Source organism: Monashia sp. HAY1-5C (assembly GCF_056755255.1).
Genome location: NZ_JBPGXG010000003.1, coordinates 36,123 through 49,167 on the forward strand (window position 1 = coordinate 36,123; position 13,045 = coordinate 49,167).

The following is a 13,045-nucleotide window of genomic DNA, read 5'->3' on the forward strand; positions in this document are numbered from 1 at the left end:
AAGCGGAGGAACAGTGACGACGACGGAGACCGGACTCGACACCACGGCCGGTGCCGGGGGGACCGACCTCGACCTCGTCCACGACGTCGCGGACCGCCTGGTCGCGGCCATGACGAGCGTCATCGAGGGCAAGGCCGACGTCGTGCGCACGACCGTGACGGTCCTGTTCGCCGGCGGCCACCTGCTCATCGAGGACGTGCCGGGCGTCGGAAAGACGATGCTGGCCAAGGCGCTCGCGCGCTCGATCGACGCGACCGTGCGGCGCATCCAGTTCACGCCCGACCTGCTGCCGAGCGACGTCACGGGCGTCAGCGTCTTCAACCAGGACGCGCGACGCTTCGACTTCCGTCCGGGCGCGATCTTCGCCAACGTCGTCGTCGGTGACGAGATCAACCGCGCCTCGCCCAAGACCCAGTCGGCGATGCTCGAGTCGATGGAGGAGCGCCAGGTCACCGTCGACGGCACGACCTACACGCTCCAGGCACCGTTCATCGTCATGGCGACCCAGAACCCCATCGAGATGGAGGGCACCTACCCGCTCCCCGAGGCCCAGCGCGACCGGTTCATGGCCCGCATCTCGATGGGCTACCCGGCGGCGCAGGCGGAGCTGGAGCTGCTCGAGACGCACGGCGCCCGCTCCCCGCTCGAGGCCCTCGCCCCCGTCACGGACGCCCCCACCATCAACCGCGTCGTCGAGGCCGTCACCCGCGTGCACGCGAGTCCCGCGGTCCGCCAGTACATCGTCGACCTCGTCGCGCGGACCCGCGCCACGACCGCCCTGCGCCTCGGCGCCTCGCCGCGCGCCGCCCTCCACCTGCTCCGGGCGGCGCGCGCCCACGCCGCCCTCGAGGGTCGCGACCACGTCATCCCGGACGACGTGCAGGTCCTCGCCGGTCCGGTCCTCGCGCACCGCCTCATCCCCTCGAGCGAGACCCAGCTGGCCCGGCGCACCACGTCCGACGTCGTCGTCGACCTCCTGCGTCAGGTGCCGGTCCCCCCGGCGGCGCGCTGAGGGGCGGAGGGCCGGCCCGTGCGTGCCCTGCGAAGCGTCCTGACGACCCGGGGACGGGCGTTCTTCGGCTCCGGCGTCGTCCTGGTTCTCGCGGGCGTCGTCTTCGGCTTCCGCGACATCACCCGGTTCGGGGTGCTCCTCGTCGCGCTGCCGGTCATCTCCGCGGCGCTCGTGCGCACGCGACGCACCCGGATGCGCATCGAACGGCACGCGCATCCCGAGCGGATCAGCGTCGGGCAGGACGCCCACGTCACGCTCTCGTTCGAGAACGTCTCGAGCTCGACGACGCCGCTCTTCCTGGCCGAGGAGCGCATCGACTACGTCCTGGGTGACCGCCCCCGGTTCGTCGTCGGGCGCATCCCGCCCGGACGCGTCCGGGCCATCGACTACGGCGTGCGGTCGCACCTGCGGGGCCGGCACCGCCTCGGCCCACTCGGTGTCCAGGTGCAGGACCCCTTCGGGCTGGCCAACCGCCATGCCGTCCTCGAGGGGACGGCCGACCTCGTCATCCTGCCTGCCGTGCACCCCCTCGGCTCGAGCCGGCACCCGAGCGCCGGCGTCGGCTCCGAGGGCGAGCAGGCACACCTCATCGCGCTGCACGGCGAGGACGACGTCACGATCCGCGAGTACCGCGACGGCGACGACCTGCGGCGCATCCACTGGCCCGCCACGGCCCGCACCGGCGACCTCATGGTGCGCCAGGAGGACCGCCCCGCCCAGCGCCGCGCAGTCGTCCTGCTCGACCCGCGCCCCTCGGCGCACGGAGGGTCGGGCGCCACGAGCTCCTTCGAGTGGTGCGTGACGGCAGCGGCGTCGATCGCCGTGCACCTGGCCGAGTCGGGATACGCAGTGCACCTCCTGTGCGCCGAGACCGTCGCGAGCACGCGCGTGACCGACCCGATGCCGGTCGACGAGATCCTCGACGTGCTCGCCGTGACCCAGCTGCGCGACGACAGCGGCGAGGACGAGATCCTCCGCGCCGCGCAGGCCCTCGCGGCCGCGGGCGGGCTCGTCGTGGCCATCATCGGCCCGCACGACCCGGTCGTCACCTCGCGCGTGGCGAGCCTGCGCCAGCCGGGAACGACCGGGCTGGCCCTCGTCGTCGACGCCCGCTCCTTCGGCCCGAGCGACGCCGAGGACGCCGGCGGCCATGTCGACGCGCTGCGCCTCGCCGGCTGGCGGGCAGCCGGCGCCGGTCGCGCCGACGACATCGCCCACGCCTGGGCCGTCCTGACGGCCGCGACCGTGGCAGGCAGCCGATGACCCGCCGGCGCTGGCGCATCACCCTGCTCGGGGCCCTCGCGACGCTCACCGCGTGCTACCCGGTGACCAGCCTCTTCACGGAGGCGACGTGGTTCGGCCAGGCCGTCGTCGTCGTGTCCGTCGTCGCCGCCGTCGGACTCGTCCTGCGCGGCCTGACCCGCTCGCGCACGCTGGTCGTCGCCCTCCAGGTGCTCGTCCTCGGCACCTTCCTCGTCGTGCGGGTGGCCGGTGGCACCTTCGCCTACCTCGTCGTGCCGACCGTCCAGACGGCCGAGGTGCTCAACGGCCTCGGCCTCCAGGCGCTCGAGACGGTCCAGCGGTACACCGCGCCCGCACCGCTCAACGACGGCGTCACCTTCTGCATGCTCGTCGTCGTGGCCGTCGTCGCCATCAGCGTCGACGCGACGGCCGCCACCTGGCGCAGCCCCGCGGCCGCGGGGCTGCCCCTCCTCACGGCCTACCTCATCACCGCCGCGAACGGCGACTCCGCACTGGCGCTGCGCTACTTCGTCGTCCCGGTCGCGCTCTGGCTCGTCATGCTCCACACGACGGCCCGGGCGCAGTTCGGTCGCTGGGGCACCGCCCGACCGGCCGAGCACAGCGAGATCGACGAGGCGGCCCACGACCGCGCCGCCCTGCGCTCCTTCTCCGGCGCGGCGGTGCGGGTGGGAGCCGCCGGCGTCGTCCTGGCGTTGGCCGTCCCGGCCGTCGTGCCGCACTTCCCGCCCCGTTACCTCACCGAGGGACTCGGGCGCTCGGGTGTCGGCGGCGAGGGCTCCGTCGGCTTCAACAACACCCTCGACCTCAGCCGCAGCCTCAACGACACGAACCAGTCCCCGGTCCTGCGGTACACGACGACCGGTTTCACGCGGCCGCCGCTGCGCGTGCTCGCCACGTCGTACTACTCCCGCGGCCAGTGGCAGGAGCTCGGCACGACGGACAAGGGCCCCGTCGACGGGATGCCCCTGCCCCCACCGTCGCAGCGTCGCGACTACGTCATCTCGGTCACCGGCAACACGCTCTCCGCGCCCCGCGTCGCCGCCCCCTTCCCCGTGGTCGCCGTGTCGATGCCGGGGACCGGCTGGCGGATCGACCCGGCGACCCGGGACGTCCGCGTCGACAAGGCGGTCGCCGACTACCAGATCACCTACGCCGACATCGCGCCGAGCGCCGCCCAGCTGCGTGACTCCGGGCCGCCGGACCCCGCCGACCTCACCGACGACGACCTGACGATCCCCGACCGCTCTCGGGCCCTCATCGAGCGGTGGTCCGCAGAGGTCACCGCCGGCGCGGACAACCCGCTCGACAAGGCGATCGCGATCCAGAACCACCTGCGCGACACGTCGCGGTACACCTACACGCTCGACCTGGGCGAGCCGCTGCGCGACGAGGCCGGCCGGCTCCTCGAGCCGATCGAGAACTTCTACCGCACGCGCCGCGGCTACTGCGTCCAGTTCGCCACGGCGATGATCATGATGGCCCGCGCGCAGGGCATCCCGGCCCGGATGGCCATCGGCTTCCTGCCCGGCAACCGCTCCGGCGACGAGTACGTCGTCAAGGCGTCCGACGCCCACGCATGGCCCGAGCTGTACTTCCAGGGCTACGGATGGCTGCGCTTCGAGCCGACGCCGGGTGCGCGCTCGGGCACGCCACCGCCGTACGCCGTCGTCGGCGCCGGCTCCGGCGGCACGGGCGGTGGCCGCTCGGTCGACGACACCGAGTCCGGGAGCACCGCGCGGCCGACGTCGACCCGGGCGACGACCACGACGACGACGGCGGTGGCGGCGCAGCCCTCGTTCGGTGACACGCTCGCGTCGGTCTTCAGCCTGCGCCACCTCGCCGTCGTCCTCGCCGTCCTCATCGGACTCCTCGCCGCGTTCGTCATGCCCTTGACGGCCTGGCTGCTGCGGGCCCGGCGCCGCCGAGCCGCCGTCACGCGTCAGGACCTCATCGAGGCCGAGTGGGAGGCGCTGACCTCGCACCTCGGTGACCTCGGCCTGTCGGCGCCGGACGGCGTCACGCTGCGCCAGCTGCGGCACCGGTACGTCACCGAGGGCCACCTCGACACCGAGAACGCCACGGCGATGGGACGAGTCACCGCGACGCTGGAGAAGTCCCGGTACGACCGGCCCGAGCGGACGACGCCGCAGGAGGCGATCCGCCTGCACAGCGACATCCGCGCGATCCGCCGCAACGTCGGGCGCACCCGCGCCTGGCAGACGCGTCTGCGCTCCTTCTTCTGGCCCGCGGCCGGCGTCGAGTGGTGGCGCGGGCTGCCCGCCCGCCTCGGCTCGCGGACCCGCCGTCGCTGACGTGAGGTCGTCGCCTCAGTAGCGGACCCGGCGGTAGAGCGCCGCGTGCGACGCCGGTGGCGCGTGCTCGGTGAGGCCGGTGGTGTACGCGGGCGCCGTCCGCTCGAGGTAGGCCCGGACCCCCTCGAACAGCTCGGGGTGGCGTTGCTCGCACCGGGCCAGCAGGCTGGCCGCCCCCAGACGGGCCGGGTCCTCGCGGAACACCTGCAGCTTGGCGACGGGCAGGCGACCGCCCAGCACCCGGTCGGCCAGGACGATGGTCGGGTTCCACCGGTCCCGCCGCACTCCCCGCATCTCCCGGGCCACGGTGAGCAGCCGGGCCCGACCGCCGGCGACGGTGTCCGGCCGGGCACGCCACGCGACGCGGTTCAGAGCCATCCACGTGTCGCGCAGCCCCGGCCGGAAGTACGCGGCACACTCGAAGCCGGCCTCCAGCAGCCGGCGGCTCAGACCCACCTCGTAGGAGTGGATGACCTGCTTCTTGTCCGGCAGGACCGTGACCCCTTCCCAGAAGGAGCGGAAGGCCTCGCTGCCGGCGGCCTCGGGCCGGAACACCATGAAGTAGCTCTGCACGTGCGGCGCGATCTCCGTGTTCGACGTCAGCCCCCAGAAGCCGCAACGCCGTCGCTGCATCCGCTTCCAGATCCGCAGCAACGGGACCGTCGTCCCGACGAAGCTGTCGTTGCACAGGACGACCTCGTGGCCGGACTCGACGTGCGCGACCTCGAGCCCGTACCGGTAGCTCATGAAGTCGTGCCCGACGTTGGGCCGCTGGACGACCTCGACGTGGGGCCGCGTGGCAGCCCACCGCTCACCGTCCCGGCCCAGGCCGCTCGTGGTGACGAGAATGACGCGGTCGCAGACGGTCGCGAGCTGGTCGACGAACCGTCGCGCGTGCGGCGCCAGCTGCCCGTCGGGGTCGAAGTGGGCCATGACCGCGACGCGTCGGTGGACGGTGGAGGGCACGCTGGACTCCTCTTTCGCTGGCAGGGCCTGCTCCGGAACCGACGCGGGGGACGAACCCGCGGGCCGGGCGGCATCCAGCCACCCGGCCCGCGTCGGGACCGTCCGCGAGTCCACGCGTCAGTCGAGGTAGTCGCGCACTAAGGACGACCGACCGTTGTGCGTGGCACGCGTACACGCGTGCGTGGAACTACCGTTGTGCGGGTCGATATTTGGAATGATTCGAGGCCCGGAAGCCCTTGCAGGAGAGGGCGATCGGGGGTTCTGCTGGTCGTGGCCGAAGGGCCGCCACCACCGCCACCAAGGAGCACACCATGACCACCACCCCGACCACGACCGCCACCGCGACGACCGCCAAGACCCCGAAGTCGACCCGCAAGGGCACGTCCAAGGCGACGACCCCGAAGCCGGCCGCCAAGCCGACCGACACGACGCCGAAGGCCCCGCGGACGCTCGCGGTCACCACCGGGACGCAGAAGTGCACCGGCCCCTGCGGGCAGGTCTTGCCCGTCACCAAGTTCCCGACCCGCGCCGCCAAGCCCGGCGAGGCCCCGGTACGCGGAACCGTCTGCCGCGCCGACCTGCTGGCGATCCGCGAAGCGAACAAGAAGGCCGCCGCCGCGAAGAAGTGACCCAGCGCCACCCTGCGCGACCGCCCATCCCCGACCCCGGGGTGGGCGGTCGTCTCATGTGTCGTCCTCGTGTCCTCGTCGCGATGATCGCTTCGTCCTGATATCCGGGGTACGTTCGCCCGCATGAGCAACGATGACGAGGTGCGCGCCGCGCTGGTCCGACTCAGTGCTGCGGTGAAGGCGTATGACGACGCGCTGGACGCGTCCTTCGTGCCAATGGATGCCCCGGTGGACACGGACGGCCGGCCGCGCGACCCACGCCGCTACATCCCCCTACAGCGCGAACTGGCCGAGGCGCAGGCCGAGTACAACCGGCTCGTCGGCATCGCGTAGCCGCGCGCCCGGGGCCGTCGGGCCGTATCGCCCGCCACGCGCGCCGAGATGCCCGCCCTGACGCCCGATCACCCCGGGGCCGGTGTGGGTTGCCCCGGGTTGGGGGTTGCGACCGTCCACGGCCCGTCTAGTGCGCAGCGCTCATTATTTGCCGCCAATCAGGTTCGCCCGTGTCATCGATGTCTTCACTTCGTGAGCGATCTGCCGCACTGTGGCGCCGACGAGCGTGTCCATCAACCACTCAGAATCGGATTTCTCGCTGCCGATCTTCCAACCGGTGGATTGACCGATGGTCAGCCAGTGATGGTCTAGAGGCACGGTCGGGTCGACATGTGCGCCGCCGTCCTTGTTCGCGACGTTGAGGACGATCGTCTTCCGTGTGAACAGTTGCCTTTGATCGTCGCGGATCACCGGATCGCCGTCCCACCATTGATCGAAGTCAAGCCATCGCGGTGGTGAAGGCGTGTCGCCCAGGAGAGGCACGTATCTGCCGCCCGCCAAGGCGACCAGTGGCATTTCCGTGAGCAGGTTGCGCGGATCGATAGGTCTCCCGCTGCTCAACCAGCGGTGCTTAGTGCGCTCCCCCAATTGCTCGAGCAACGCGTGCGAATTGCTTCGAGGCCGGTGGTGCAGGAGCACGCGGATGTGTGCCGCTAGTCGCTTTGCCTCGGCGTAGTGCATTTCGTCATACGCGCGACTGGACGCCGCGATGAAGTCCGCCTGCTCATTCATCAGGTCGAATAGTTCGGCCGGTGTCCTCGTGTGCTTTTCCCCCATGTTGCCGATCATTGTCGACCACACCGAGAACCGCCACCCGCCATGCCGGGTCCCCCGATCAAGGCGGCCGACGGCGGGGAGGCCCACGGCTAACGGGCCTCCCCGCCGTACCTGCGCCGACGGGAGCACGCAACGTCGGCGCGCGCCAGACGTCACCCGATGGGAAGGACGCACCGGGTCAACGCTGTCGGCGTGTTGCACGACGCCGCCGAACACCCCAACTGGCACGGCGGCGTCGGCGTCCATGTGGAGTTATGGCGCAGCGCGGTTTCAGCCCACCGGCTCGTTGGTCCCGGCCTTCACGAACTCGCCGACCGGTCGCCAGCCGCACGCCGGGTCGACGCACCGGATGAGGCCCTGCGGCGTGTAGCCCTCCACCGCCGACGTCCGGCCGCAGGTGAAGTGAAGGACCCGCATGGGTTCGACGGGCGCCTTGTCGTGCTGCTGCTGGCCGCTCATCGGACATTCCAGTCGGTCTCGGTGGCGCGACGGGCCGACCGCGCGGGTGGGTCGTCGAAGACCCCGCGCTCGACCAGCGCATAGGTGACGTTCCGAAGGCCCTTCTCGACCTCGGCCGCGGCGGCGCGTGCCGCGGCACGGGCACGACGGTCCATCCGCTGCAGTTCCCGGCCACTCTCGGCCTGCGCCGCGATCCGCGCCTGCTCGGCCTTGCCCTCGTCGCTGTGGATATCGGGCGCGGACGTGTCGGCGCTATGCATGTCACTCCAGTCCTGGTCGGTGATGTGCGCGCCCTCGCGGCTGCGCCGGAAGGCCTCACGCCGGTCTTCGATCTCCATGCGCTGCATCGCCTCCATCAGCACGTCGCGGTGCGTGCGGCCGATGCCCTCCGACGCCTGCCTCGGGTCGATGCGCTCTCCGCGCCGCGCGGCGGCCTCAACGCTGGCGCGGATCGACGCCTCCTCGAAGGCGGCAGCCTGCTCGCGCTTCTCCCGCTCGAGAATCGCGATTCGACGCTCCTCCCACCACATGCCGGTCCGGTACGCGAGTGCCGCGACCGGTCCCATACCGGCGAGGATCGCGGCGTCGCCGTGGAACCCGCCGCTCATCCGGACGCGCATGTCGGGCTGCTCGTAGTTCTCGTTCTCGCTCATTGCTCCGTCTTCCTTTCGCTGGTCGCACTGGCCGCGTCGACCAGCGCCCGGAGGGTTGCGACCTGGGTCGGTCCGAGGTCGTCGAGCCGGTCGCGCAGTTCGTCGACAAGATGGTCGACGCGCGTGCTGCCCCACCGGGCACGGGCCAGCCGCCGGGCCGCTTCCGACCTCGCGCGCTGCTCCCTGACCGCTCGTGCATCGTCCATACGCATAGCCTACGCGCGCTCAACACCATTCCGGCTCAAACGGATTCGTCTTCCGGAACGCGTGTTCCGCTGTGCTGCAATGGGTTTCATGTCTCATCCCATACGGCCCATGGCTGCCCCTGCCCGGCGCGTAGCGTCCCCCACACCGCCAGTTCGAGGGCGACGAGCGGCGACGCATCCGACTCCGACTTGCGCTTGTCCACCGCCTGCCCGTCCGCGAGGTCGCGGCCGTGCGCGTACTGGACGGCCCGGTCGAGTTCCGTCGACGGCTGCGGGCGCACCAGCCCGTCGCGGAGGCCGTCGGTGGTGCGCGCGTGCGCGTCCTGCATGTCCGCGGCCGTCGCCGCCGTCACGGACACGCCCTGCTCCCAGAGGGATTCGATGAGGACACGCATCGAACCGCCGCCGTTCGCGACCACCTGTCCGGCGTCGTGCGCCGCGACGATGGCCGCGACGTCGGCCGCGACCGACGTGCCCTTAAGGACGTGCGTGTAGCCCGTGACGACCCGACCATGGGTCGGGTGCGTCGCCCAACCCGCGACGACGACCGCCGTCGACGAGCGGTCCCGGGCGATGTCGACGCCGACGACCGGTGACTCCAGGATGATCTTCATGGGCCTTCTCCTACTTCGCTTTCTCAACGCCTGATTGGCGCGACCGCGACGGCCGCCGTCCGCCCGGTTGCAGCGCGGGTGCGCCACACCCCGATACCTGTCCGTCCCCGGCTCGTGGTCGAGGTCGAAGGGCTCGCCCGGCAGGACCGGCCCGCCACAGAAGACACACGGAAGCGGCAGCAGCAGCCGCCACCGCTTCCTCGCCTTCTGGTGCGTCCATCCGTACTTGTCTGCGCTCACCATCTCGCCGCCTCCCACACGTCCTCGGCGACGACACCCCAGGTGCCCGCGCCGGCCGCCCGCAGTTGCCAGCGGTTGAGATACTGCGACGCAAAGCCCGCGACCGGGTCGACGTCGTCAAGGCCCTCGGCGTCACCCCGGCACGCCGCCTCCCACTTCGCCGCCAGCAGCGCGGCACGGTCCGGTGACCAGTGCGGCGACGCCGCCCGCCACGTCGCCGGGGAACCCAGGTCGAGGCCATCCGGCGCCGACCAGAGCATGAGCAACGTCGAGCCGTCATCGATCGCCAGCGCCGACCGGATACGACCCGGCATGAGCGACGTTGCGCGCCGATGCGCCGTGCTGGTCAGCACCACCTGCGGCGACACCCTTTCGAGCGTGGCCGGCTCGAGGCCCTCCGTGACGACCTCCGCCTCGACCGACCATGCCTCATCGACGTAGCCGAGGGTCACGTCATAGCCCCAGATCGCGTCGGTGGCACGGGCCAGCCACCGGTGCTCCCCATCGTCGGCCTCGATCGACTCGCGCCCGAGCGCCCGGACGACCCGCCAGCCGCGCTCGTCGGCCCAGCGCCACGCGCCCCGCTGGATCTCCCGGACGATAGCCAGGTCTTTTCCACAATGGACGGCCAACTGCGGCTCCCCGAAGTGGAGGTCGGCGTGGGTGAGCCGCCAGAGGGCCATGCCACGCAACCGCAGCGACTTGCCCGATCGGCGTGACGCCGACTCCAGCACCGTCGGCCAGACGAGCTGACCGTCCTCGTCGTGCTCCAGTTGGCGGACCGTCGCCAGCCGCTGCCACCACCGCAGCCGCACGCCGAGTTGACCCTCCATCCAGTCAACCGCCTCCGGGCCGTACGAGCCGACCGCGGCCGGGTGAACCGGCGTCATCGCCAGCGGCGGCGACGCGTCGGCCGGGACATCGAGGTAGGGCTCCAGCCACCCCGGAGCATCGGCCCGATGGGCCTCCCAGAGGAGGGCTGGACGCACCTCAACACGGTCGTACTTCATGACCGTCCTCCTAGTCCCATTCGTACGTTTCGTTCCGTGTGTGTGTCCTTGACTGTTGGGGGGTGAGCGAAGGGGCGTCGAGCGGCTCACCCCTCCCCCCTGGGAGCGCTGTCGGGGCCCGTTCATGACGCGGCTCCGGGTAGTCCCAGACCGAGTTGCTTTATGACGCTCGACGGTTCGGCACGGCCGGTCACGGCGTCGCCCGGGGTGGGACGAAATGTGGGTTGGTCCCCCGTGCCCGCCGGCCGATCGGCCGAGTCGGGCTCCTCAGGGCTGCGCCCTTGGGGGTGATGGAGGTATTGAACCCACATTTCGTCCCACCCTCCGGCGCGCTGGTGGGCGTTGAAGACGTCCGCGACGAGCGCGCCGTCGTCACCGTGGAGCGACCAGGTCACGGTGCCGGTGAGCTCATCCCGGTCGTCGTCGACCCGGTCGTGCGTCACGACCCCGATGACAGCCAGGTCCTCTAGCGTCATGCGGGCGACCTTGCGGTCGACCCCAGCGACCCGCGCCACTTGCGACGTGTTGAGCGGCTCACCACCCGCGAGGGCGGCGAGGACGACGCGCCGGTGCTCGGGCATCGAGTCCAGCGCGACACGTCGGGCGATGCTGAGTGCGGCGTCCATTGGCAGGCCGAGACCGAGGACGCCGCGCGCCACACCGTCGAGCTGCTGCACGAGACGCATCGGCTCCTCGACGATGGGCATGCCCTCGATCTCCCGTCGCCCGTAGCCGTTGCGTGGGACCGAGCCGCGGCCCCACGCGGTGACCATGGCGGCGTCGGTGATCGCCTCGCTGACGGCGTCGGGGACGGCGTCGACGGGACGGGCCGCGTCGAGTATCCGGGCGGCCAGTGTCGCCGCCTCGGCCCGCCGTTTGGCGAGGTTGCCGCGCCGGGCGAGCGCAGCCGCGTGACGCTTCGCCTCGCTGCTGCGCTCGCGGAGTCGGACGTAGACCCACCGAGGGCCGAGTTGGTCGGCGTGCGCGCTGTAGCGGTCGATGGCCCCGGTGACGCAGCCGACGATGGTGAGCCGACCGGACCAGACCAGTTGCTCGGACTGGCCGGGCGCTACCGTGCCCTGCGGGGAGATGTCGCGGGTGACATAGCCGTCATAGGCGCGACGCAGCAGGGCGAAGACGGTGTCGCGGCCACCCCGGTCGGATGTCGCCAGCAGCGACGACAGGTCTCCTAGGGTGACGAGGGCGCGGTTGCCGATGCGCGACAGCACGCCGATCGGTCGGGGGTTCTTGCCGCGCGACCAGCCGAGCAGCCCGGCGACGGTGACCTCGTCGAGGGTGGCGTCGGCCACGTCGTCGAGCACCCGGACGGCCTCCGTCTTGCCGGATGATGGCGGCGCGACGAGCAGCAGCCAGCAGGGCTCGCCGTCGGCGTTGCGCGTGGAGGCGACGGCGAGCGTCGTGACGATGTGCGTCGGGTCCGGCAAGTCCTGCCATCCGCGCAGGTGGGCGAGCAGGTCACGTAGCAGTGCACGCGCTTGCGCCGGGTCGCCCTCGACCGGCCGCGACGCCAGCACGACGGGCACGTCCGGCCCGAGCAGCGGGTTGCGCTCGGGTGGCACCGCCCGCGGATGGGCGGTGCCGGCGCGGAGGCCGGAGGTGATGGTCGCTGCGACCTGGGCCATGCCGTCGTCGTCGATGAGGCCACAGTGGGTCGCGGCATCGAGCAGTCGAGTCCGGATAACGTCGACGTCGAGGCCGGTCCCGGCGGCGAGCCGGCCGAGGGTCCACGCGGCGGCGTTGAGCGCGATGTTCCGGCCACCGGCCGTCGTCCCCGCCACCTTCCGGCACTCGCTATCGAGGGCGGCGTCGACGTAGGCACGCTCGCGCCGGTCAAGGGTGCGGGTGCCGTCCCATCGCGGCGCGTCGGGGAGCTCGTCGTGGGCGGGCGCGACCTGACGCTCGGCGACGAGCCCGACGAGCGCCTCGGCCGACGCGTCGTCGCCGCCGTCGGCGAGCACGTCGAGGCGGTCGAAGACGACCCGGTAGCCGCGGCCGTCGATGTCGGGTCGTGCCCGGGTCGTGCCCGGCAGGAAGGCGTTGTGCCCATGGCTGAGGATCTCGACGCCGGGAAGCCCGACGAGGCCGGGTCGGCCGTCCCGGGCCCCGACGCTCGGGAGGTCGGGGTGGCCGGGCACGTAGAAGTGCCGACCCCCACTAGGTGTCTCCACCTCGGCGTAGATCGTGACGCCGACGCCGTGGAGGGTCGCCCGGACTTCCTCGATGCTCGCCCCGTTCTTGGTGTCGACGTCGACGACCGCGACCCCGGCACCGGTCACGCCGAGCAGCGCGTCGCCGGGTCGGAAGCCGCGGAGGGCCGCCTCGTTGCCGTCGGCCGTCGCGTGCTGCCATCCCACGGGCCGGTTGAACTCGGACCCGTTGGAGCCCCGGGTCGCCCGGACGACCGGCACGCCGAGCGCACCGAGGCGGGTGGCGAAGTCGTAGGGCACGAACGGCTCGGGTGCGGCGCTCATCGCGTCCACCTCCCGGTGTCCGCGTCCCGTGCGACACTGTGAACGGTTTCACGTGGTGGTGGGGCCAGGGCTGGGGCCG

General features: G+C 72.0%; 13 protein-coding genes. 5 read left to right on the plus strand and 8 right to left on the minus strand.

The annotated features are described in order from the left end of the window. Nucleotides 1-13: 13 nt before the first annotated feature. From ACR9ZK_RS00910 to ACR9ZK_RS00920, 3 genes are read left to right on the plus strand one after another with little or no spacing between them, the layout of a single operon-like run. Nucleotides 14-1,012 (plus strand): AAA family ATPase, encoded by a 999-nt coding sequence (locus ACR9ZK_RS00910; RefSeq protein WP_481339050.1) that lies wholly within the window; start codon nucleotides 14-16, stop codon nucleotides 1,010-1,012. Nucleotides 1,013-1,030: 18 nt separating this feature from the next. Then, complete coding sequence (locus ACR9ZK_RS00915) at nucleotides 1,031-2,275, plus strand: DUF58 domain-containing protein (RefSeq protein WP_481339052.1); 1,245 nt, start codon at nucleotides 1,031-1,033, stop codon at nucleotides 2,273-2,275. Continuing rightward, entirely contained in the window at nucleotides 2,272-4,587 is a 2,316-nt protein-coding gene (locus ACR9ZK_RS00920; RefSeq protein ID WP_481339054.1) for a transglutaminase TgpA family protein, read from the plus strand. Before ACR9ZK_RS00915 ends, ACR9ZK_RS00920 begins: the two co-directional genes overlap by 4 nt. A 15-nt stretch (nucleotides 4,588-4,602) precedes the next feature. Here ACR9ZK_RS00920 and ACR9ZK_RS00925 read toward each other — a convergent pair whose 3' ends face one another. Further along, a complete protein-coding gene (locus ACR9ZK_RS00925) occupies nucleotides 4,603-5,553 on the minus strand; it encodes a rhamnan synthesis F family protein (RefSeq protein ID WP_481339056.1) in 951 nt (316 codons plus the stop codon). 311 nt (nucleotides 5,554-5,864) lie between these two features. On the opposite strand from ACR9ZK_RS00925, the gene ACR9ZK_RS00930 reads away from it, so the two are divergent. Both ACR9ZK_RS00930 and ACR9ZK_RS00935 read left to right on the plus strand, forming a co-directional pair. Continuing rightward, the gene (locus ACR9ZK_RS00930; RefSeq protein ID WP_481339058.1) at nucleotides 5,865-6,182 is read left to right on the plus strand and encodes a hypothetical protein; all 318 of its coding nucleotides are present in this window, start codon (nucleotides 5,865-5,867) and stop codon (nucleotides 6,180-6,182) included. Nucleotides 6,183-6,305: 123 nt separating this feature from the next. After that, entirely contained in the window at nucleotides 6,306-6,515 is a 210-nt protein-coding gene (locus tag ACR9ZK_RS00935; RefSeq protein ID WP_481339060.1) for a hypothetical protein, read from the plus strand. A 144-nt stretch (nucleotides 6,516-6,659) separates the two neighbouring features. On the opposite strand, the gene ACR9ZK_RS00940 is transcribed toward ACR9ZK_RS00935, so the two are convergent. From ACR9ZK_RS00940 to ACR9ZK_RS00970, 7 genes are all read right to left on the minus strand, one after another. Beyond that, complete coding sequence (locus ACR9ZK_RS00940; RefSeq protein WP_481339062.1) at nucleotides 6,660-7,538, minus strand: hypothetical protein; 879 nt, start codon at nucleotides 7,536-7,538, stop codon at nucleotides 6,660-6,662. A gap of 24 nt (nucleotides 7,539-7,562) precedes the next feature. Further along, a complete protein-coding gene (locus tag ACR9ZK_RS00945; RefSeq protein ID WP_481339064.1) occupies nucleotides 7,563-7,751 on the minus strand; it encodes a hypothetical protein in 189 nt (62 codons plus the stop codon). Further along, nucleotides 7,748-8,404: a hypothetical protein gene (locus tag ACR9ZK_RS00950; protein ID WP_481339066.1), complete on the minus strand. Its 657-nt coding sequence runs from the start codon at nucleotides 8,402-8,404 to the stop codon at nucleotides 7,748-7,750. The genes ACR9ZK_RS00945 and ACR9ZK_RS00950 overlap by 4 nt, the downstream gene beginning before the upstream one ends. Next, entirely contained in the window at nucleotides 8,401-8,610 is a 210-nt protein-coding gene (locus ACR9ZK_RS00955; protein ID WP_481339068.1) for a hypothetical protein, read from the minus strand. Before ACR9ZK_RS00955 ends, ACR9ZK_RS00950 begins: the two co-directional genes overlap by 4 nt. An 86-nt stretch (nucleotides 8,611-8,696) precedes the next feature. After that, nucleotides 8,697-9,467 (minus strand): hypothetical protein, encoded by a 771-nt coding sequence (locus ACR9ZK_RS00960; RefSeq protein WP_481339070.1) that lies wholly within the window; start codon nucleotides 9,465-9,467, stop codon nucleotides 8,697-8,699. After that, on the minus strand, nucleotides 9,461-10,474 hold the full coding sequence (locus ACR9ZK_RS00965; protein ID WP_481339072.1) for a hypothetical protein: 1,014 nt from the start codon (nucleotides 10,472-10,474) through the stop codon (nucleotides 9,461-9,463). The genes ACR9ZK_RS00960 and ACR9ZK_RS00965 overlap by 7 nt, the downstream gene beginning before the upstream one ends. A 122-nt stretch (nucleotides 10,475-10,596) precedes the next feature. Beyond that, complete coding sequence (locus ACR9ZK_RS00970; RefSeq protein ID WP_481339074.1) at nucleotides 10,597-12,966, minus strand: bifunctional DNA primase/polymerase; 2,370 nt, start codon at nucleotides 12,964-12,966, stop codon at nucleotides 10,597-10,599. Between the last annotated feature and the right edge of the window lie 79 nt (nucleotides 12,967-13,045).

Excerpts from the sequence above, each read along its gene's own strand:
- ACR9ZK_RS00920 (WP_481339054.1), top strand. The coding sequence starts at position 2,272 with ATGACCCGCCGGCGCTGGCGCATCACCCTGCTCGGGGCCCTCGCGACG.
- ACR9ZK_RS00930 (WP_481339058.1), top strand. The coding sequence starts at position 5,865 with ATGACCACCACCCCGACCACGACCGCCACCGCGACGACCGCCAAGACC.
- ACR9ZK_RS00935 (WP_481339060.1), top strand. The coding sequence starts at position 6,306 with ATGAGCAACGATGACGAGGTGCGCGCCGCGCTGGTCCGACTCAGTGCT.
- ACR9ZK_RS00940 (WP_481339062.1), bottom strand. The coding sequence starts at position 7,538 with ATGGACGCCGACGCCGCCGTGCCAGTTGGGGTGTTCGGCGGCGTCGTG.
- ACR9ZK_RS00945 (WP_481339064.1), bottom strand. The coding sequence starts at position 7,751 with ATGAGCGGCCAGCAGCAGCACGACAAGGCGCCCGTCGAACCCATGCGG.
- ACR9ZK_RS00950 (WP_481339066.1), bottom strand. The coding sequence starts at position 8,404 with ATGAGCGAGAACGAGAACTACGAGCAGCCCGACATGCGCGTCCGGATG.
- ACR9ZK_RS00955 (WP_481339068.1), bottom strand. The coding sequence starts at position 8,610 with ATGGACGATGCACGAGCGGTCAGGGAGCAGCGCGCGAGGTCGGAAGCG.
- ACR9ZK_RS00960 (WP_481339070.1), bottom strand. The coding sequence starts at position 9,467 with ATGGTGAGCGCAGACAAGTACGGATGGACGCACCAGAAGGCGAGGAAG.
- ACR9ZK_RS00965 (WP_481339072.1), bottom strand. The coding sequence starts at position 10,474 with ATGAAGTACGACCGTGTTGAGGTGCGTCCAGCCCTCCTCTGGGAGGCC.
- ACR9ZK_RS00970 (WP_481339074.1), bottom strand. The coding sequence starts at position 12,966 with ATGAGCGCCGCACCCGAGCCGTTCGTGCCCTACGACTTCGCCACCCGC.